This window comes from Pseudomonas sp. URMO17WK12:I12, from assembly GCF_000514395.1.
GTDB classification, from domain to species: domain Bacteria; phylum Pseudomonadota; class Gammaproteobacteria; order Pseudomonadales; family Pseudomonadaceae; genus Aquipseudomonas; species Aquipseudomonas mucoides.
The window spans coordinates 51737-72268 of record NZ_AZVV01000011.1 but is presented as its reverse complement, the minus strand read 5'-3'; the positions used below and the strand labels follow the sequence as shown (position 1 = coordinate 72268).

Annotated in this window: 18 protein-coding genes, 4 tRNA genes and 1 pseudogene; 18 read left to right on the top strand and 5 right to left on the bottom strand. The window is 59.5% G+C overall.

The annotated features are described in order from the left end of the window. Both fkpB and ispH read left to right on the top strand, forming a co-directional pair. Complete coding sequence (gene fkpB / locus D882_RS0116100) at positions 1–438, top strand: FKBP-type peptidyl-prolyl cis-trans isomerase (protein ID WP_010467538.1); 438 nt, start codon at positions 1–3, stop codon at positions 436–438. A gap of 147 nt (positions 439–585) precedes the next feature. Then, positions 586–1533 (top strand): 4-hydroxy-3-methylbut-2-enyl diphosphate reductase, encoded by a 948-nt coding sequence (ispH, locus tag D882_RS0116095; protein ID WP_027924193.1) that lies wholly within the window; start codon positions 586–588, stop codon positions 1531–1533. Here ispH and D882_RS0116090 read toward each other — a convergent pair. After that, positions 1530–2048 carry a GspH/FimT family pseudopilin gene (locus D882_RS0116090; RefSeq protein WP_027924192.1) on the bottom strand — a complete coding sequence of 173 codons (519 nt, stop codon included), beginning with the start codon at positions 2046–2048 and terminating at the stop codon, positions 1530–1532. The two genes, ispH and D882_RS0116090, sit on opposite strands and share 4 nt — an antisense overlap. 130 nt (positions 2049–2178) lie before the next feature. Here D882_RS0116090 and D882_RS0116085 point away from each other — a divergent pair, with 130 nt between their 5' ends. The 7 genes from D882_RS0116085 to thiO are packed head-to-tail and all read left to right on the top strand — an operon-like array spanning position 2179 to position 8926. Continuing rightward, positions 2179–2652 carry a GspH/FimT family pseudopilin gene (locus tag D882_RS0116085; RefSeq protein ID WP_027924191.1) on the top strand — a complete coding sequence of 158 codons (474 nt, stop codon included), beginning with the start codon at positions 2179–2181 and terminating at the stop codon, positions 2650–2652. Beyond that, complete coding sequence (gene pilV / locus D882_RS0116080; RefSeq protein ID WP_027924190.1) at positions 2649–3098, top strand: type IV pilus modification protein PilV; 450 nt, start codon at positions 2649–2651, stop codon at positions 3096–3098. Before D882_RS0116085 ends, pilV begins: the two co-directional genes overlap by 4 nt. Next, the gene (locus tag D882_RS0116075) at positions 3095–3808 is read left to right on the top strand and encodes a PilW family protein (RefSeq protein WP_027924189.1); all 714 of its coding nucleotides are present in this window, start codon (positions 3095–3097) and stop codon (positions 3806–3808) included. Before pilV ends, D882_RS0116075 begins: the two co-directional genes overlap by 4 nt. Continuing rightward, positions 3805–4275: a PilX N-terminal domain-containing pilus assembly protein gene (locus tag D882_RS0116070; protein ID WP_027924188.1), complete on the top strand. Its 471-nt coding sequence runs from the start codon at positions 3805–3807 to the stop codon at positions 4273–4275. Before D882_RS0116075 ends, D882_RS0116070 begins: the two co-directional genes overlap by 4 nt. Beyond that, on the top strand, positions 4262–7354 hold the full coding sequence (locus D882_RS0116065; protein ID WP_027924187.1) for a pilus assembly protein: 3093 nt from the start codon (positions 4262–4264) through the stop codon (positions 7352–7354). The genes D882_RS0116070 and D882_RS0116065 overlap by 14 nt, the downstream gene beginning before the upstream one ends. Before the next feature lie 14 nt (positions 7355–7368). After that, positions 7369–7770 (top strand): type IV pilin protein, encoded by a 402-nt coding sequence (locus tag D882_RS0116060; protein WP_027924186.1) that lies wholly within the window; start codon positions 7369–7371, stop codon positions 7768–7770. Positions 7771–7825: 55 nt separating this feature from the next. After that, positions 7826–8926, top strand: coding sequence for a glycine oxidase ThiO (gene thiO / locus D882_RS0116055; RefSeq protein ID WP_027924185.1), 1101 nt, complete (start codon positions 7826–7828; stop codon positions 8924–8926). 72 nt (positions 8927–8998) lie between these two features. Here the strand turns inward: thiO and D882_RS0116050 are convergent, their stop codons facing one another. The 4 genes from D882_RS0116050 to D882_RS0116035 form a co-directional block, all read right to left on the bottom strand. Next, positions 8999–10339, bottom strand: coding sequence for a sigma-54 dependent transcriptional regulator (locus D882_RS0116050; protein WP_032833556.1), 1341 nt, complete (start codon positions 10337–10339; stop codon positions 8999–9001). Positions 10340–10341: 2 nt separating this feature from the next. Then, a complete protein-coding gene (locus D882_RS0116045) occupies positions 10342–11931 on the bottom strand; it encodes a PAS domain-containing sensor histidine kinase (RefSeq protein WP_027924183.1) in 1590 nt (529 codons plus the stop codon). Beyond that, a complete protein-coding gene (locus tag D882_RS1000000132090; protein ID WP_027924182.1) occupies positions 11921–12154 on the bottom strand; it encodes a PP0621 family protein in 234 nt (77 codons plus the stop codon). The genes D882_RS0116045 and D882_RS1000000132090 overlap by 11 nt, the downstream gene beginning before the upstream one ends. 122 nt (positions 12155–12276) lie before the next feature. Further along, positions 12277–13299 carry an outer membrane protein assembly factor BamD gene (locus D882_RS0116035; protein WP_027924181.1) on the bottom strand — a complete coding sequence of 341 codons (1023 nt, stop codon included), beginning with the start codon at positions 13297–13299 and terminating at the stop codon, positions 12277–12279. Positions 13300–13450: 151 nt separating this feature from the next. On the opposite strand from D882_RS0116035, the gene rluD reads away from it, so the two are divergent. The 9 genes and pseudogenes from rluD to D882_RS1000000133560 all read left to right on the top strand — a co-directional run bounded on the left by rluD (position 13451) and on the right by D882_RS1000000133560 (position 20503). After that, the gene (gene rluD / locus D882_RS0116030) at positions 13451–14413 is read left to right on the top strand and encodes a 23S rRNA pseudouridine(1911/1915/1917) synthase RluD (protein ID WP_007942311.1); all 963 of its coding nucleotides are present in this window, start codon (positions 13451–13453) and stop codon (positions 14411–14413) included. After that, entirely contained in the window at positions 14410–15162 is a 753-nt protein-coding gene (pgeF, locus tag D882_RS0116025) for a peptidoglycan editing factor PgeF (protein ID WP_027924180.1), read from the top strand. Before rluD ends, pgeF begins: the two co-directional genes overlap by 4 nt. Before the next feature lie 264 nt (positions 15163–15426). After that, positions 15427–17991, top strand: coding sequence for an ATP-dependent chaperone ClpB (gene clpB / locus D882_RS0116020; protein ID WP_027924179.1), 2565 nt, complete (start codon positions 15427–15429; stop codon positions 17989–17991). 299 nt (positions 17992–18290) lie between these two features. After that, positions 18291–18366: transfer RNA gene (locus tag D882_RS0116015), tRNA-Asn, on the top strand. Between the two features lie 9 nt (positions 18367–18375). Next, positions 18376–18452, top strand: a tRNA-Pro gene (locus tag D882_RS0116010). Positions 18453–18457: 5 nt separating this feature from the next. After that, positions 18458–18533, top strand: a tRNA-Lys gene (locus D882_RS0116005). Positions 18534–18629: 96 nt separating this feature from the next. Continuing rightward, positions 18630–18706 (top strand) — tRNA-Pro (locus tag D882_RS0116000). A gap of 171 nt (positions 18707–18877) precedes the next feature. Then, positions 18878–19648, top strand: a pseudogene (locus tag D882_RS1000000133565) (MCP four helix bundle domain-containing protein); the annotation flags it as partial. Then, the gene (locus D882_RS1000000133560; protein ID WP_371258950.1) at positions 19640–20503 is read left to right on the top strand and encodes a methyl-accepting chemotaxis protein; all 864 of its coding nucleotides are present in this window, start codon (positions 19640–19642) and stop codon (positions 20501–20503) included. The pseudogene D882_RS1000000133565 and the gene D882_RS1000000133560, both read left to right, overlap by 9 nt. The last annotated feature ends 29 nt before the right edge of the window (positions 20504–20532 follow it).

Genomic DNA, 20532 nt, shown 5'->3' with positions numbered 1-20532 from the left:
TTGGCTGAGCAACGCATCCGCCAGAACACGGAAGTCACCTTGCACTTTGCACTGCGCCTGGAGAACGGCGACACCGTCGACAGCACCTTCGACAAAGCCCCGGCGACCTTCCAGGTCGGCGACGGCAACCTGTTGCCAGGTTTCGAAGCGGCACTGTTCGGCTTCAAGGCAGGCGACAAGCGTACGCTGACCATTCAGCCGGAAAACGCTTTCGGCCAGCCGAACCCGCAAAACGTACAGATCATCCCGCGTTCGCAGTTCAAGGACATGGAGCTGTCACCGGGTTTGCTGGTGATCTTCAACGATGCGGCGAATACTGAGCTGCCTGGCGTGGTGAAAGAATTCGATGACGAGCAAGTGACCATCGACTTCAACCACCCGCTGGCCGGCAAGACATTGACCTTTGACGTCGAGATCATCAGCGTCAAATCGTTGTAACTGACCGAACACGGTCACCTGTAGGAGCAGAGCTTGCTCGAAGGCGTCACCACATTCAGCATCAATGTTGACTGACACAGCGCTTTCGCGAGCAAGCTCAGCTCCTGCAATGTTTTAATTTCTTGCGCGCAAGACACGAGGCACAGCATGCAAATCAAACTCGCCAACCCCCGTGGCTTCTGCGCCGGTGTGGACCGTGCGATCGAAATCGTCAATCGCGCCCTGGAAGTATTCGGGCCGCCGATCTACGTGCGCCACGAAGTGGTCCACAACAAATTCGTCGTCGAAGACCTGCGTGCTCGCGGGGCGATCTTCGTTGAGGAACTGGATCAGGTGCCGGACGACGTCATCGTGATCTTCAGTGCCCACGGCGTTTCCCAGGCGGTGCGTACCGAAGCCGCCGGCCGTGGCCTCAAGGTGTTCGACGCAACCTGCCCACTGGTGACCAAGGTGCACATCGAAGTCGCACGCTACAGCCGCGATGGTCGTGAATGCATCCTCATCGGCCACGCCGGTCATCCGGAAGTCGAAGGCACCATGGGCCAGTACGATGGCAGCAATGGCGGTGCGATTTACCTGGTCGAAGACGAGAAAGACGTCGCCGAGTTACAGGTGAGCAACCCGGAAAAACTCGCTTTCGTGACCCAGACCACCCTGTCCATGGACGACACCAGCCGCGTGATCGACGCACTGCGTGCACGTTTCCCGGCGATTGGTGGTCCGCGCAAGGACGACATCTGCTATGCCACGCAAAACCGTCAGGACGCGGTCAAGCAACTGGCCGACGAATGCGACGTGGTGTTGGTAGTTGGCAGCCCGAACAGCTCCAACTCCAATCGCTTGCGTGAACTGGCCGAGCGCATGGCCACCCCGGCTTACCTGATCGACGGCGCCGAAGACCTGCAAAAGAGCTGGTTTGAGGGTGTCGAACGTATCGGCATTACCGCTGGTGCCTCCGCTCCGGAAGTGTTGGTGCGGGGCGTGATCCAGCAATTGCAGGCATGGGGCGCCACCGGTGCCGATGAACTGGCCGGTCGCGAGGAGAACATCACGTTCTCCATGCCTAAAGAGCTGCGCGTGCGTTCCCTGCTTTAACGCTGACATAAAGCCTGCTCAGCCTTGTCGCTGCGCAGGCTGACGCGACCTGTAGCGGCCAGCACCACCTGGAGCTGGCTGACCGGTTCGCGGGCTGCGCAAAAATGCACAGTCCCCGCTTGAAACGCCCGTCCGGGCATCTGGGGTTCGCCGATCCCGCTGAATCGAACATATCGCCTGACCGGCCAATTGCCGACAATCGCTCCCCGAGCGCTATCCACGCGCTCAACCAGCAGCGGATTGCTGCTGTCCTCTGGTCCTTTGCCACTGATGTCCAGAATGATCCGCCAGCCCTGACCCCAATCCCCGTTGATGCCGTGAATCACAACGGCCTGATTGCGTGTAATGGCCAAGGTTCTGGCATTGCGAATACCACTGACCAGAGCGTTCGCCGTCGCCTCGCGATGGTTCGATTCAGTGAGTGCTGCGAACGCCGGACTGACCAACAGCAGAACAATTGCGGCAATCGCCAGTCCCATAAGCAGTTCGATCAGGCTGAAACCTCGCTGATGCATGGCATTTCCCTCCCTGGAGTGGTGTGACCCGCGCAATCCTTGCGCGAGTAATGGCAAAACAACCCGCCTGGGCCGGTCGAATGTTCTAGCGTGTAGAAGCAGGTATAGCCGACGGCAACGGAGGGCACCGATGGATCATCGTACAAAAGGTTTCACGCTGATCGAGTTGTTGATCACGCTCGCGGTGTTTCTGATCCTCATTACCCTGGCCGTGCCGGCGTTTACCCGTTCGGTGCAAACCACCCGGGCCGACACCGAAATCGGCGACTTGCAGCGTGGACTTAACTTCGCCCGGCTGGAGGCCATCGACCGTGGCATTACCACCCGGGTCCGTCCGACGGCGGGCGGCAGTGTGTGGACCGGTGAATTGACGGTCTATGACGGTACTGGCACACCGGCCAATGTATTGCGGGTTGTTCCAGCGATGAGCAGCGGCGCCACTCTGTCGCTAACCTCAGGAGTAACCGCGCTGGACTTCAACAACCTGGGCGGTTTGTCGGCACCGTCTACCGCCGTGGTCATCAACTATGTATCGGGGGCGCAAAACAGGACGCTGAACGTGTGTTTGAACGGACGAATTCTATTGGGTGGAAGTTGCGGATGAGGGAAGGGAGCAAGCGTGCACAGGAGGGCATGACGCTGATCGAGGTCTTGGTGGCGTTGTTGATACTGACCGTGGGGCTATTGGGGGCGGCGGCGATTCAGCTCAATGCACTGAAGTACACCGACAGTTCACGGATGACCAGCCAGGCGAGTTTTATCGCCTACGACATGATGGACCGCATCCGCGCCAATTCCGCCGCCGATTACACCGTCACGCCTCCGACCTCGGGCAACCTGAGTGTCGCCCGGGACCAGGACCTCTACGACTTCACCACCAACATCGTCAATTTCGGTGGCGCGACGGCCACTGGCAGCGTGACGCTGAACCAGCGGGTCTACACCATCACTATCACCTGGGATGACTCGCGCGCCGCCAATATCGCCAGCGCGCGCCGCAGCTTTGTCCTGACCAGTCGCGCCACGGTCGACCCGGTGTCCACGCCATGAACCGCTCCAGCCGAGGGTTCGGTTTGATCGAGTTGCTGATTGCGCTGGCGTTGAGCCTGATCGTGGTCCTGGGCGTGGCGCAGATTTTCATCGCGGCGAAAAATACCTACGTTAGCCAGAACGTCTCCGCCGGGATGCAGGAAGACGCGCGTTTTGTGTTGAGCAAAATGATTCAGGAAATCCGTATGGTCGGCATGTTCGGCTGTCTGGGCACCATCACCGATTCGAGTTCGTCGGGTGACTTCAACGCCAGTCAGATCACGCCCATCAGTTGGGACAACGCCAACCTCAAGCTGACCCTGGTGACGGCGGATGTCGGCGGCAACGGCGGGGCGCCGACCTGGACGGTGGTGTCTGACTGTCGAAACTTGGCGACGGCATACACCGGCGCACGTACACCCGCGACAGGGTTTCTGGCGTTTCCGATCCGGCGATTGATCTACAGCTTCAGCAACAACCAGATATTGATGGGCGCCGGCGCCGGCACGCCCGCCCAGTACGTGCTGGTGAACAACGTGAGTGCGTTCAACGTGAGCTTCGGCCTCGCCAGTTCCGCCACCGATGTGGCGGCTTCCAGTTACAGCAGCAACCCGTCGGACCCGGCGCGCATTCGCAGCGTACGTCTGAGCCTGACCCTCACCGACCCGAATAATCGGGTACGCAATCAGACCTTCAGCGTGGTTGCCGCCTTGCGCAACCGTCTGCCATGAGGACGGCCACCATGACGTCTCAAGCCCAACGTGGCATGGCGCTGCTGGTCAGCCTGGTGTTTCTGCTGTTGCTGACACTGATCGGCCTTTCTTCGATGCAGAACGCCACCCTGCAGGAAAAAATGGCCGGCAGTGTGAGCCTGCGCAACCAGTCGTTTCAGGGGGCCGAAGCGGCGTTGCGCGTGGGTGAAAGCGCGGTGCAACTCGACAGCTATTCATTGCCGGTCTGCAGCCAGTGTGCACCGCCGGCCGAGGCCACAAGCATCACGGCCGCCGGTCTCAACTCCAGCTCTGGTGTGACGTGGATCGCTTCCGGCAGTGGATTTTACGGGGTGCAGAACATCGGCACCACGCTGAACGCCGTCAATGTGCCGAGCAATACCTCGGCGACGCTTTACCGGGTGACCGCCGTCGGCATCGCGGGCAACTCGCGCAGCGTCGTGGAGAGTATCTATGCGAAGTACTGAATGGCGCGCCCGCATTGGGCAGCTGTTTTGCGGCATTGTGTTCGGCCTTTATCTGTCGGCCCCGGCGTATGCCTTCACGCCTTCGGATTCACCGCTGTTAAGCGCTGCCGCTGTTGCACCGAACGTGATGTTGCTGATCGACGATTCGGGGAGCATGAACAGCATCCTTTACGCCGCCGGGTTCGATCCGACCGTCACGGGGCGCCCGCCCGCCAAGCAATGTAATTTTTTCCTCGGGCTGTGTTTGAGCGGCAGCGACATCGTCGGTGATTCGATCTTCCTGTCCAGCCTGCCGCAGTCCGGTTGTTCCAGTGGGGCCTACGCGTTTTACAACAACAGCCTGGCGCCGTTGTGCCTGAAGTTGCCGGACCCGGTGGGCAATGAAAACACCCGCTACTCCGACGATTACCTGTCCTACCTGGTGGGGTTGGCCAACGGCAGCAACCGGGACTTCACCACCGGCTCGATCCCCAACGACTACCGCATGAACGTGGCGCGAAACGTGTCCACGGCACTGGTGAGCAGCAACCGCGGCCTGCGCATGGGGCTTGCAACGTTCAATCCGGTAAATAGCAGCAACTCCGGCAATGGCGGCTTCATCGCCCGCTCGATCAGTGATCTGTCGGTGGTGAGCGGCAGCGTGACCCAATCGCAGGCCGACAACAATTACAACAACCTGATCTCCTCCATCAACGGCTTGAGCGCCGTGGCCAATACGCCACTGGCGGAAACCTATTACGAAATCACCCGCTACTTCCGGGGGGTGGCGCCGTACTACAACTCGACGCCGGCCACGTACACCAGCCCGATCCAGTACCGTTGCCAGAAGAACTACGGTGTGGTCATCACCGATGGCCTGCCGACGTTTGACCGCAGCTTCCCGACCAACGATCCGCTGGGAGGTGCTCGCCTGCCGAACTGGGATGGCGTGAACAATGATGGCAACAACCTCAATGGTGACGGCGAAGGTGACACGCTTTATCTCGACGATATCGCCAAGTTCGCGTTCGACATCGACATGCGCTCCACCGGCACCGACGCGGCCGGCAAAAGCTGGAACGCGGTGGATTTCCCGAAACAGAACATGAACACCTACACCGTGGGGTTCACCGCTGCGAATCAAATGCTGTCGGACTCGGCGAGCTATGGGCAGGGCAAGTATTATCAGGCGACCGATAGTGTGGGGCTCAACAACGCATTGTCGTCAGCGTTGAGTGAGATCACTTCCAAGGCTGGTTCCGGGGGGAGCGGGGTCACCAGCGGCACCACTCTGGCCAGCGGTTCCAGCTATTTTCAGACCAGCTATGACCCGAAAGACTGGCGCGGCACCCTCAAGTCCTTTGGTTTCACGTCCGGTGGAGCGGTGAACACTGCCGCTGTGCAATGGACCACCGACACCACCATCGTCCCCGGTGCCACCGCACCGACCTTTCAATCCTGGAACACCCTGAACAACTCCGCCGTCACGCTGGCTTACAGCAGTTTCTCCCCGGCGCAGCAGACATCGTTGAGTCAGAGCTTGCCCACCGGCATCACTGGCAGCGATCTGGTGGAGTGGAGCAAGGGCACCAACAAAACCGGGCTCAAGGTGCGTAGCGTATTGCTCGGCGACATCATCAACTCGCCGCTGGTGTTGGCCTCCCCTGTGGATAAAACCGCATCCGATCTGCTGGGCGACAGTACTTACAGCACCTTCCTGAACACCAAAGCCGCCAATATGAGTGCCAGCCTGGTGGTGAACGCCAATGACGGTTTTGTGAATGTCATCAACTCGGCCAATGGTGTCAGGCGCTATGCCTACATGCCGTCCAGTGTTTTGCCCTCGCTGCGGTACATCGCCGATCCAGCCTACATCAACGGTGTGAGCCACAAGTATCTGGTCGATGGGCAGGTCGGTGTGTTCGATGCCCAACTCAGCGGCGCCTGGAAAACCCTGGCCATTGGCGGCACCGGGGCGGGCGGCAAAGTCTTCTATGCGCTGCAACTGTTCGATGCCTCGTTGGGTAACGCATTCAAGGCGCTGTGGGAAATCGCCGCGCCGACCACGCCGAGTTCGGCAAACGTGTTCAATGACCTGGGTTATGCCTACGCTCGACCGGAAGTGGCACGCTTGGCCGATGGTCGATGGGCCGCTTTTATCTCTAACGGTTATGGCAGCAACTCCGGCGTCGCTGCGTTGTACGTGGTGGATGTGCGTGATGGATCGTTGATCAAGAAAATCGTGGTCGACAGCACTGAAACCACCAATGGTCTGTCGTCGGTGAAGCTCAGGGTCAACTCGCAGAATGTGGTGCAGGCCGCTTATGGCGGCGACTTGAAAGGGCGGTTGTGGAAGTTCGATCTGAGCGCCACGGCGCCCGATACCTGGGGCGTAGCCTTTTCCGGCAAACCGCTGTTTACCACGGCAGGCGGCGCCACTCAGCCCATCACTGCGCAGCCGTTGCTGGCGGATAATGCATTGGGCGGTAAGGAAGTGTTTGTCGGCACCGGAAAATTCAACGAGACGGCCGACAAGACCAACAAGGATCTACAGGCATTTTATGCGGTGTGGGATGCGGACGGCGGATCAGGTCAAATCACCGTGGCCAGTTTGCAGGCTCAGGCGGTAACGGGGGTGTTCTCTGGCAGCACTGGCCAGTTCATCACCACCAGCCAGAACGACGTGACCTACCCGACAGAGAAGGGCTGGTATTTGCCACTGGTGTACAACAACGCGCTGATCGGCGAGCGGGTGATCAATCAGGCCAGTCTGATACTGGGGCGGATCGTTTTTACTACGGCGAGTGTGGACACTACGGACCCGTGCGCCAGCTTCGGTACCGGCAAACTGGTCGAGCTGGAGGCATTCAGCGGTAAGATGCTCAACTATGCGGTGCTTGATACCAATGGCGACGGGGTGGTCGACAGTACAGATACGGTGTCGAGCGGAGTGATTTTCACCGGTGGCATTCCGACCCTGAACGCCATCGTCAACGGTGCAACCCGCAAAATCGTAAACGATTCCAGTGGCGGTATCAGCACGCTGGTGGAAAAATCCGGCGGCGGCAGCCGTCGCATCATGTGGCGACAAATACAGTAAGTGAGAGTTGAGGCATGCGTAGATCCAACCGAGGTTTTACCCTGATCGAAATCATGATCGTGATTGCGATCATCGGGATCGTCATGACCATTGCCGCCCCGAGCTTCACCGAGTACCTGAAGAAGGGCCGGCGCAGCGAAATCGCCGGGGTGTTGTCGGAGCAGGCGCAGATCCTTGAACGGTTCTACACCAAGAGCAATGTCTACACCGGCGCCACAGGCCTGAGCGTCGGCAATGACTATTACACCATCACCCCGACTATCACTGACCAGACCTTCCTGCTGACGGCCGTGCGCAAGGCCGGTTCGAGCATGGCAACCGACAAGTGCGGGGATTTCACCCTCACCAATACCGGTGTCCGGAACATGGTCAACGCCACAGCCGGTTTGACCGCCAAGGATTGCTGGGGTCGCTGAGTTTCCTTTCGGGCGCCTTTTGCGCCCTCTGTCTATTTAACGGTTGGATCTGAACATGACCAGGCAACAGCAAGTGGTGATTGTCGGCGGCGGGGTGATCGGGCTGCTGACGGCGTTCAATCTCGCGTCCGAAGTGCGCAGCGTGGTGCTGATGGATCGTTCGAACGTCGGGCAGGAGTCGTCATGGGCGGGCGGCGGGATTGTTTCGCCACTCTACCCGTGGCGCTACAACCCGGCGGTCACTGCGTTGGCGCATTGGTCTCAGGATTTTTATCCACAGCTCGGTGAGCGTTTGTTCGCTGCGACCGGAGTCGATCCTGAAGTTCACACCACCGGCCTGTACTGGCTGGACCTGGATGACGAAGCCGAGGCACTGGTGTGGGCCAAACGGCAAAACCGCCCGCTGCGGGCTGTGGATATCTCGGCGGCACACGATGCGGTGCCAGTATTGGGCACGGGGTTCTCGCGGGCGATCTACATGGCCGATGTGGCCAATGTGCGCAATCCGCGGCTGGTGAAGTCGCTGAAGGCTGCGTTGCTGGCACTGCCAAATGTGACCATCCATGAGCAGTGCGAAGTCAGCGGGTTTATTCGTGAAGGCGATCAAGTCGTTGGCGTGCAGACTTCGACGGGGGCCATTCAGGGCGATCAAGTGGTGCTGACCGCTGGCGCCTGGAGTGGAGATTTACTCAAGGGGCTGGGCCTGGCGCTGCCGGTCGAACCGGTAAAAGGGCAGATGATTCTGTACAAGTGCGCGGCCGACTTTCTGCCGAGCATGGTATTGGCCAAAGGGCGTTACGCGATTCCCCGCCGCGACGGGCACATTCTGATCGGCAGTACGCTGGAGCATGAAGGCTACGACAAGACGCCGACCGATTCGGCTTTGGAAAGCCTGAAGGCATCGGCGGTGGAGTTGATTCCCGCGCTGGCGGAGGCCGAAGTCGTCGGGCACTGGGCCGGATTGCGGCCGGGCTCGCCGGAAGGCATTCCTTATATCGGTCAGGTGCCGGGGTTTGAAGGGCTTTGGCTCAATTGCGGGCACTACCGAAACGGGCTGGTGCTGGCGCCGGCGTCGTGTCAGTTGTTTGCGGATGTGATGCTGGGGCGTGAGCCGATTATTGATCCCACGCCTTATGCTCCGGTCGGGCGTATCTAGTCGCAGGATCTACGGCGACTGTCATATTGCCTTCGTCGGAACGCCGCCCGGAGCCTGCTCGCCAAGGGGCCCTTAATCCAGGCCCAGTTTTTTGAGCCTGTAACGCATCGACCTGAACGACAAATTCAACCGCTGAGCCGCCGCCGTACGGTTCCAGCGGGTTTCCTCCAGCGCCTGGAGGATGACTTTGCGCTCGATGTTTTCCAGATAGTCTTCCAGATTGTCGATCTGCGTCAGGTCCGGCACCCCGCCTTCTGCCGCGCAATTACCGTCGGCCAATCGTAAATCGCTGGTTTCGATCTGCTTGTTCTCGCACAAGGTGTGAGCCCGTTCGAGAACGTTCTCCAGTTCCCGCACATTGCCGGGAAAGCGATAGCTTTTGAGCGCATCCAGGGCGAGCGGATGGAGTGTCGCGGGAGGTCGGCCGCTGTCGGCCGCCAAGCGCTTGAGCACATGGCTGGCCAATGCCTCGATGTCGTCACGGCGTTCGCGCAAGGGCGGAACCCGCAGTTCGATCACGTTGAGCCGGTAGTACAAATCCTGACGAAAACGCTCGGCGACGATTTCGGCCTCAAGGTCTTTGTGGGTGGCGCAAAGGATGCGCACATCGACCACGGTTTCCTGTTGCTCGCCAATACTGCGCACGGCTTTTTCCTGAATCGCACGCAGCAGTTTGACCTGCATCGCCAACGGCAAATCCGCGACTTCATCGAGGAACAGCGTGCCGCCCTGGGCGGCCTGGAACAGTCCGCGCTTGTCTTCGACGGCGCCGCTGAAACTGCCTTTGCGATGCCCGAAGAACTCGCTTTCCATCAGCTCTGACGGAATCGCCCCACAGTTGACCGGGACGAAGGGGTGATGAGCTCGCGGGCCTTGTTCGTGGATCAGTCTTGCAACCAACTCCTTGCCGCTGCCGGACTCGCCGCTGATGTACACCGGCGCCTGGCTGCGGGCGAGTTTGTCGATGTGTTTGCGCAGGTTACGCATGGGCAGCGAGTTGCCCAGCAGCCGGCGATCAATCGCCGTACTGGCGTCGGCTGGAGCAGGCAGGCGCAGGGCGCTGGTGACCAGTTCCCGCAGGCGAGTGAGGTCGACCGGTTTGGTCAGGAAGTCGAAGGCGCCGGCCTTGAGTGCGTTAATGGCTGTTTCAAGGCTGCCGTAGGCCGTGATCATCGCCACCGGCACCTGTGCGTAACGCTTCTGGATGTGTTGCACGAGCTCAAGGCCGGTGCCGTCGGGCAGGCGCATGTCGGTCAGGCACAGATCGAAGGTTTCCCGGGCCAGCAAGGCTTGGGCGTCGACCAGGTTGCGGGCACTGAAGGTATCGAGTTTCATCCGTCCCAGGGTTATTTCCAGGAGTTCGCGGATATCCGGTTCGTCGTCGACGATCAGGACTTTGGGCCGTGGGCTCATGTTCAACTTTGTTTCCGTCCGTGAGCAAAAGTGATGCGAAAGCAGCCGCCGCCTTGGCGTGGTTTGAAGTCTAGGCGGGCCTGGTTGCTTTCGCACAGCTCACGGGACAGATAAAGCCCAAGGCCTGTGCCTTGGCTACTGGTGGTAAAAAACGGCTCGAACAAATGCCCCTGCTGGTCGGGCGCCACGCCGGGGCCGTCGTCCACAACTTCGAGAACCGGCAATTGGCTGTCGGTATCGACAAACAACTCGAGCCAGACCTGAGCCGTGTCGTGATTCAGGGCGCTGTGGCGCCAGGCATTTCGCAACAAATTGTCCAGGACCTGGGTGAGCTGGTTTGGGTCCATCAAGGTGTTGAAGTCGCCGGAACCCATACGCAGGTGGATCTGCTGGGCGTCCTTCGCGTTCTCACGGGTTTCAGCAACGAACCTTTCCAGCCACGGCTTCAGGTCCAGCCGTTGCGGGACGGTTTGCTGGCGGCGAGACAGTTGCAGGACGTTTTCGATAACCCGATTCATTCGCTGAGAGTGGTCTTGAATAATCTGGGTCAGACGCCGATCCGCACCGTTGAGTTCCTCGGATTCGCGCAGCAATTGCGCGGCATGACTAATGGCACCCAATGGATTGCGGATTTCGTGGGCAATACCCGCCGTCAGTCGACCGAGGGCGGCGAGTTTCAATTGCTGCGCCTGTTGTGCAACCTGAGCGATGTCTTCGAGAAAAACCAGGGTTTGTGGGTTCGGGCTTTGGTCCAGGGCAATGAAGCTGGGTTGCAGCTCCAGGCCGCTGGCGGGGATTTTCAGGCTTTGCGGGCGCAAGATCGGATTGTTGAGCCACAGCTGGAGACGTTCGACCAGCGTCGGGGAAAAATCGTCGATCAGCCGTCCGTCGAGTGCTTTGTGCCCCAGCAGTATCAATGCGCTGTGATTGGCCAGTTGCACTCGTCGCTGTTCGTCGAGCACCAGAATGCCCGTGCGCATGCGTTGCAGGATCAGCGCATTGAGCGTTTCGAGCCCCATCACTTCGCCGGCTCGCTGTTCGGCGAGGTGTTCGCTGACTTCCAGGCGTCTGCTCAGCCCTTGCACCAGCAAAGCCGCGGCAAAACAGAGTGCGCCGAGCATGCCGACTTGCAGGTAATCGTTGGGGCTGGCCGGATGGCTGAAGCTCAGGAGGAAGCTCAAACTGACGATGCCCAGCGCGCCGACCGCGGCGATTAACAGGCCGACACGCCCACGCAGCAGGGTATTGCTGATGGCCACCGACACAATCAACAGATTGCCGATGGCGCTGGCCACTCCGCCCGCGGCGTAGAACAAACCGCAGAGCAGCAAGACATCGACCAGCGCCAGGCTGAACAGCTGCGCCGGCCGGCGGGTGTTTTCCAGGAACACCACCAGCAGAATGTTCAGTACCAGGTACAACCAGCTGCCATTGCGCAACAGGTCGTCATTGGCGAACGCCAGCAACTGGTTGTCCAGGTTGCTGGTCATCAACAGCACGAGGGTGATGCCGATACTTAAACGGTAGAGGTGATAGAGGCGCAGCAGTCGCTGAGCCTGTTTGCCGCCGGGACTGGAGGTCTCAGCGACCACTTGGGCCCGGGCCTTGCTCAAGGTGAGCCTGGCTGCAATACCACTGTTGTTGAAGGCTCAGCGCGCGGTCGCGGGGCAAGTGCACGCCGCAATGGGCGCAACGGACCATGGGAGCCGCCTCCAGCTCGGCGGAGGACCTTGGGGCATTAGCCGCGCCCTTGAACTTGCGCCAGAACCATACTGCAGCGGCAATCAGGGCGATCCAGAACAGTAAACGAAGCATGGTGAGCTGCTTTATGACGAGTGATTCAGCAGTTTAGCCAAGGTCATGCCGAGCGCACAGCGTAATCATCACGCCCACAAAAAAGGAGCCTCGCGAGGCTCCTTTTTGTACAACCTGAGGTGTCAGTCAAACACGCCAAAGGTCATGTAGCTGAACCACGAGCGGTCGCTGCTGTTGCCTTCGGACTCGTGTTGCTCTTCTTCGACGGCATCGCCATTGCCATCTTTAGGCTTCAGCTCGCTCGGAATCGCGTCCTTGGCATCCTGGTACTGCTTCTGCACGTCCTGGTTGGCGCGGGTTTCGCCCGGCGGCAGCGGCGGACGGGATTCGATCAGGCCCAGGGTGGCCTTGCTCAACCACGAACGGTTGTCGGCTTCGGCAACCGAAGGCTGGAACTGACCGTCCACCAGGCTTGGGTGGTTCGGGTAGTTGAGCTTCAGGGTTTCGAGGCTGGTGGCTGCCAGTTCGTCCAGGTGCAGGCGCTGGTAGGCTTCAGTCATGACCGCCAGGCCGTCACCGACGGACGGGGTTTCCTGGAAGTTTTCCACCACGTAACGGCCACGGTTTGCGGCGGCGACATAGGCCTGACGGGTCAGGTAGTAGTCGGCAACGTGAATCTCGTAGGAGGCCAGCAGGTTGCGCAGGTAAATCATGCGCTGCTTGGCATCCGGCGAGTAGCGGCTGTTCGGGAAGCGGCTGGTCAGCTGGGCGAACTCATTGTAGGAGTCGCGAGCGGCACCCGGGTCACGCTTGGTCATGTCCAGCGGCAGGAAGCGCGCCAGCAGGCCGACGTCCTGGTCGAACGACGTCAAACCTTTCAGATAGTAGGCGTAATCCACGTTCGGATGCTGCGGGTGCAGGCGAATGAAACGCTCGGCAGCAGACTTGGCGGCTTCAGGCTCGGTGTTCTTGTAGTTGGCGTAAATGAGCTCGAGTTGAGCCTGATCAGCGTAGCGACCGAACGGATAGCGCGATTCCAGAGCCTTCAACTTGGCAATGGCGCTGGTATAGCTACTATTGTCCAGATCGTTCTGAGCCTGCTGGTACAGCTCGACTTCGCTAAGGTTTTCGTCTACGACTTCCTTCGATGAGCAAGCAGCGGTCAATGCGAGGATGGCGATCAGCAGCAGGTGTTTCACTTGCATGGCGGCTTGCGTCCCTATGACGGCCGCTGTCTTGGGCGGGGCCGTCCTGTTATGATGAGCGCCCCGTTGAATAGCCTCGGGGCAAAAGACGCCGTATTTAACCACAAGCGCGCAGCCGAAACCAAAGGCTGTGCCGACGCCTAGTCTGAGCATGTCCGATAAAATTGAACTTCGCGCAGAGGTGCCGTCCGAATTGGGCGGCCAACGCCTCGATCAAGTCGCCGCACAATTATTCGCTGAGCACTCGCGCTCGCGCCTTTCCGCCTGGATCAAAGACGGCCGCCTGACTGTGGATGGGGCGGTTATCCGCCCGCGAGACATCGTTCACGGTGGCGCCATTCTTGAACTGACCGCCGAGCAGGAAGCTCAGGGCGAATGGATCGCTCAAGACATCGAACTGGACATCGTCTATGAAGACGATGACATCCTGGTGATCAACAAACCTGCGGGTCTGGTGGTGCATCCGGCTGCCGGCCACGCTGATGGCACCTTGCTCAACGCCTTGCTGCACCACGTGCCGGACATTATCAATGTGCCCCGCGCCGGTATCGTGCATCGCCTGGACAAGGACACCACCGGTCTGATGGTGGTGGCCAAGACCATTCAGGCGCAGACACAGCTTGTCACGCAATTGCAGAGCCGCAGCGTAAGCCGGATCTACGAATGCATCGTGATCGGCGTGGTGACGGCAGGCGGCAAGATCAATGCGCCAATCGGTCGTCACGGCCAGCAACGTCAGCGCATGGCGGTCATGGAAGGCGGCAAGCAAGCCGTCAGCCACTATCGCGTGCTCGAGCGTTTCCGCTCCCACACTCACGTGCGGGTGAAGCTGGAAACCGGTCGTACCCACCAGATTCGTGTGCACATGGCCCACATCAACTACCCGTTGGTCGGAGACCCTGCCTACGGCGGTCGCTTCCGTATCCCGCCGGCAGCCAGTGTGACCATGGTCGAATCGTTGAAGGCGTTCCCGCGCCAGGCCCTGCATGCGCGGTTCCTGGAACTGGATCACCCGACCACCGGTAAACGCATGAGCTGGGAATCGCCGCTGCCGGACGATTTCGTCTGGTTGCTGACCCTGCTCAAGCAAGACCGTGAGGCGTTCATCGGATGAGTGACTGGCTGATTCCCGACTGGCCTGCGCCTGCCGGGGTGAAAGCCTGCGTGACCACCCGTGCGGGCGGCGTCAGTCTGGCGCCGTTCGACAGCCTCAACCTCGGCGATCACGTCGACGACAGCCCCGAAGCTGTGGCCGAAAATCGCCGGCGTCTCACCGATCATTTCTCTATTCAACCGGCCTGGCTGCAACAGGTTCACGGCATTGCCGTGGCCCACGCGGACCCAGGCCAGGTCGTCACTGCTGACGCCAGTTGGACAGCCACGCCCGGTATTGCCTGCGCTTCAATGACCGCTGACTGTCTGCCGGTGCTGTTTTGCAACCGTGCCGGCACTCGCGTTGCGGCGGCCCATGCCGGTTGGCGTGGATTGGCGGCGGGTGTGCTGGAAGCAACGCTCGACAGCCTGGACGTGCCGCCCGCTGACGTATTGGTCTGGCTCGGCCCGGCCATTGGCCCCAAAGCCTTTGAAGTCGGCCCGGAAGTGCGCGAAACCTTCGTCGAGCAATTGCCGGCAGCCGCCAAAGCCTTTGTGCCGAGTGCCAATGCTGGCAAGTTCATGGCCGATATCTACGAACTGGCGCGTTTGCGTCTGGCGGCCCGTGGTGTTACCGCTGTTTACGGTGGCGGTTTTTGCACCGTGACCGATCCGCGCTTCTTTTCTTACCGCCGCAGTCCTCAAACGGGCCGCTTTGCCTCCCTTATCTGGCTTGAAGTGCCCTGTCTCACGAATACTGTTCCTTTTTGACGGTGTCTGTTGCCGTCATACTGCGTTGCCGCCCCTCGCCATAGCGGGCTATGACTCGTCGCGGCGCCTTGCCTGACGACAACAGCCACTCGTCAAAAGAGGAACGTATTCGTGAGACAGGGCACAAACGCTAGACTTCTCTGATCTGCATCAACTGATCGACGCTTGAAACTCCCAGAATCGACCGCATCTATAACGGTATCTGGCAGGTTTCTTCATTCAGGATGTTTTATAGGTCCGGCCTGCTCAAAAGGAAGGTGACCCATGCGCATAGATCGATTAACCAGCAAATTGCAGTTAGCACTCTCCGACGCCCAATCCTTGGCCGTCGGCCTCGACCATCCCGGCATCGAGCCGGCGCACTTGATGCAGGCCATGCTCGAACAGCAGGGCGGCTCGATCAAACCCCTGCTGATGCAGGTCGGTTTCGACGTCAACAGCCTGCGTAAAGAGCTGACCAAAGAGCTCGACCAGCTGCCGAAAATCCAGAACCCGACCGGCGACGTGAACATGTCGCAGGATCTGGCGCGTCTGCTTAATCAGGCTGATCGCCTGGCCCAGCAGAAGGGCGACCAGTTCATCTCCAGCGAACTCGTGCTGCTCGCCGCCATGGACGAGAACAGCAAGCTCGGCAAGTTGTTGCTGGGGCAGGGCGTGAGCAAGAAAGCCCTGGAAAACGCGATCAATAACCTGCGTGGTGGCGAAGCGGTCAACGATGCCAACCACGAGGAATCGCGCCAGGCGCTGGATAAATACACCGTCGACCTGACCAAGCGCGCCGAAGAAGGCAAGCTCGATCCGGTCATCGGCCGTGACGACGAAATTCGCCGGACCATTCAGGTCCTGCAACGCCGTACCAAAAACAACCCGGTGCTGATCGGTGAGCCTGGTGTGGGTAAAACCGCCATTGCCGAGGGTCTGGCCCAGCGCATCATCAACGGCGAAGTGCCGGACGGCCTGAAAGGCAAACGTCTGCTGTCCCTCGACATGGGGGCGCTGATCGCCGGTGCCAAGTATCGCGGTGAGTTTGAAGAGCGCCTGAAATCGCTGCTCAACGAGCTGTCGAAGCAGGAAGGGCAGATCATTCTGTTCATCGACGAACTGCACACCATGGTCGGCGCCGGTAAAGGCGAAGGCTCGATGGATGCGGGCAATATGCTCAAGCCTGCGCTGGCGCGCGGCGAGCTGCATTGCGTCGGCGCGACCACGCTTAATGAGTACCGCCAATATATAGAGAAGGACGCAGCCCTCGAGCGGCGCTTCCAGAAAGTGTTGGTGGATGAGCCGAGTGAAGAGGACACCATCGCGATACTGCGTGGCCTCAAAGAACGCTATGAGGTTCACCACAAGGTGGCGATCACCGACGGCGCCATCATTGCAGCGGCCAAGCTCAGCCATCGCTATATCACTGACCGTCAGTTGCCGGACAAGGCCATCGACCTGATCGACGAAGCGGCCAGCCGCATCCGCATGGAGATCGACTCCAAGCCGGAAGTGCTCGACCGTCTGGAGCGTCGCCTGATTCAGTTGAAGGTGGAATCCCAGGCACTGAAGAAAGAAAGCGATGAAGCGGCGATCAAACGCCTGGAAAAACTCCAGGAAGAAATCGTCCGCCTCGAGCGTGAGTACTCGGACCTCGAAGAAATCTGGAATTCGGAAAAAGCCGAAGTCCAGGGTTCTGCACAGATCCAGCAAAAAATCGAACAGTCCCGTCAGGAACTGGAAGCCGCACGCCGTAAAGGCGACCTGAACCGCATGGCCGAGCTGCAATACGGGGTGATCCCGGACCTGGAGCGCAGCCTGCAAATGGTCGACCAGCACGGTAAAAGCGAGAACCAGTTGTTGCGCAGCAAGGTGACTGAGGAAGAAATCGCTGAAGTCGTGTCGAAGTGGACCGGCATTCCGGTGTCAAAAATGCTCGAAGGCGAGCGCGACAAGCTGATGAAGATGGAAAGCCTGTTGCACCAGCGTGTGATCGGCCAGGACGAAGCAGTCATCGCGGTCTCCAATGCGGTGCGGCGTTCCCGGGCCGGGTTGTCCGACCCGAATCGCCCGAGCGGTTCGTTCATGTTCCTCGGCCCGACCGGTGTCGGTAAAACCGAGCTGTGCAAGGCACTGGCCGAGTTCCTCTTTGATACTGAAGAGGCGATGGTGCGGATCGACATGTCCGAGTTCATGGAGAAACATTCCGTGGCCCGGCTGATTGGTGCGCCACCAGGCTATGTAGGCTATGAAGAGGGCGGTTACCTGACCGAGGCGGTGCGTCGCAAGCCTTACTCGGTGATCCTCCTGGATGAGGTCGAGAAGGCCCACCCGGATGTGTTCAACATCTTGCTGCAAGTGCTGGAAGATGGCCGCTTGACTGACAGCCATGGCCGCACGGTGGATTTCAAGAACACCGTGATCGTCATGACGTCCAACCTGGGCTCGGTACAGATCCAGGAACTGGTCGGTGATCGTGAGGCACAGCGCGCGGCGGTGATGGATGCGATTTCCACCCACTTCCGGCCGGAGTTCATCAACCGGGTCGACGAAGTGGTGATCTTCGAGCCATTGGCGCGGGATCAGATCGCGGGCATTACCGAGATTCAGTTGGGTCGCCTGCGCAGTCGCCTGACCGAGCGTGAACTGAAGCTGGAACTGAGCCCTGAGGCCATGGATAAGCTGATCGCGGTGGGTTACGACCCAGTGTACGGCGCACGTCCGCTCAAACGAGCGATTCAGCGCTGGATCGAGAACCCGCTGGCTCAGTTGATTCTGTCGGGTCGTTTCATGCCCGGCGATACCGCCAAGGGTGTGGTGGAAAACGACGAAATCGTATTCGTCTGACCCATCCAGGCAACAAAACCGACGAGGCCTCGCATTGCGAGGCCTTTTTTTCGCCAGGCTGTTGAACTCTAAGGAAAAGGCTTGTAAAGTGCGCCCCGCAGTCAGTCACCCGCCAGGGTTTCCGCTCCCCAAGCAGGAATCCAAAATAAGTTGCAAATCATTAACTTGAAAGCAATTTAGGGGGTTGACAGAGGTGCTGAAGATTGTAGAATAGCGCGCCTCAGACACACGAACGCAGCGATGCGAACGGGTCGAAGAGAACGCAAAAAGCTTCACCGTTGTAAATTGAAATATGTAGTTCCGTGATAGCTCAGTCGGTAGAGCAAATGACTGTTAATCATTGGGTCCCAGGTTCGAGTCCTGGTCACGGAGCCAATTTCAAACCGGGGTATAGCGCAGTCCGGTAGCGCGCCTGCTTTGGGAGCAGGATGTCAGGAGTTCGAATCCCCTTACCCCGACCATTTTTGGGTCGTTAGCTCAGTTGGTAGAGCAGTTGGCTTTTAACCAATTGGTCGTAGGTTCGAATCCCACACGACCCACCATTTTTGAAACCAGTTAACGCTGGGATCAGATCTTAAGATCAGAGGCCAAAAGCGCTGATCGAAGAAGGCGACTTGTGAAGGTCGCCTTTTTTTTACCGGGGTATAGCGCAGTCCGGTAGCGCGCCTGCTTTGGGAGCAGGATGTCAGGAGTTCGAATCCCCTTACCCCGACCATATTAAAAATCCTCGTATCGAAAGATACGGGGATTTTTTTTGTCTGCCGTTTTTTGTCTGCCGAAAAGGCGATTCCCTTCAAGTCATCGTACAACTTGCCGATAGCGAAGCGACGGGGTTCTGCCGACACACGCCCCTTATCCAGGCCATTACAAGAAAAGGGCGTTCGTTATGTTGCTTCGTCAGTTGAATATTGCTCCTCGGGCGGCCTTGGGGTTTGCCCTGATCGCCGTGTTGGTTGCCTTGCTCGGTGTGTTTGCGCTGGGGCAGATGTCGAGCATTCGCGACAGTGAGGTGGCGGTGGAGAAGCAATGGCTGCCGAGCATTCGCGGTGGCGACGAGATCCGCGAAATCATGTTGCGCATCCGTACCATTTCTCTGCGCATGGCCCTGGATCAGGACCCCAGGAACATTCCTCAATACCGCAGCCAGATGGATACTCGCGACAAGGAGCTCAGCGACAGGATCGCCGCGTACGACAAGTTGGTAAACACGGCCGAAGGCAAGGCGTTATATGACCAGTTCAAAACCACCTTCGCGGCCTACCGTTCCGGTATTGCCCAATCGTTTTCCCTGGCGGAACAAGGTCGTCGTGACGAACTGACCAAATTGCTGCTGATTGACATGAAAACCGTGGTCGATGGCTCCGGTAAACAGCTCAGTGATCTGGCGGACCTGTTCGCCAGGCAAGTCGCCGCCGAAAGCGAGAAATCCGCCGCGCATTACGACACCTCGCGAATGATCGTCAGCCTGTTCATCGCGTTGGCGGCACTGGCCACCGTCGGCCTGGCCATGTTGCTGACCCGCAGCATCGTCAAGCCCTTGGGCGAAGCGTTGCAGGCCGCGGAAAACGTGGCCCGTGGCGATCTGACGCGGCCGATCGAAACCCATGGCAACGACGAAGTCAGCCGCTTGCTCAAGGCGCTGGCAACCATGCAGCAGAACCTGCGCGACACCTTGCAAGGCATCAGCGGCTCGGCGGCGCAACTGGCGACGGCGGCGGATGAGTTGAACGCGGTCACCCTCGACAGCACGCAAAACCTGCAACAGCAGAACAACGAGATCGAACAAGCCGCCACGGCCGTCAACGAGATGACCACAGCGGTTGAGGAGGTTGCCCGCAATGCGGTGTCGACGTCCGACGCTACGCGCCAATCCAGCGAATCCGCCCACGCCGGTCAGGAGCGCGTCAGCGAAACGGTCACGGCCATCGGTGCGCTAGCCAGTGATGTGCAAGTGACGGGTGGCCTGGTTCAGTCCCTGGCCAACCAGTCGCAGGACATTGGCAAGGTGCTGGATGTGATTCGCGCGATTGCCGAGCAGACCAATCTGCTGGCGCTCAACGCCGCCATCGAAGCGGCGCGCGCTGGGGAAAGCGGCCGAGGATTTGCAGTGGTGGCCGATGAAGTTCGCGCACTGGCTTATCGCACGCAGCAATCGACCCAGGAAATCGAACAAATGGTTCAGGGGATGCGCAGCGGCTCGACCCAGGCGCTGGATTCGATGCAAGCGAGCTCAACTCGCGCAGCGACGACGCTGGCCCTGGCCGAGCGTGCGGGTGAAGCGCTGCAGACCATCACCGACTCGGTTCACCAGATCCATGAGCGCAATCTGGTGATCGCCAGCGCGGCTGAAGAACAGGCCCAAGTGGCGCGAGAAGTGGATCGCAATCTGGTGAATATTCGCGATCTGTCCGTGCGTTCCGCTGCCGGGGCGAATCAGACCAGTGCCTCCAGCCATGAGCTCTCACGCCTGGCCAATTCGTTGAGCACTATGGTGCAACGCTTCCAGGTGTAAATCCGCCCGACGAAAAAAGCCCCGCTTCT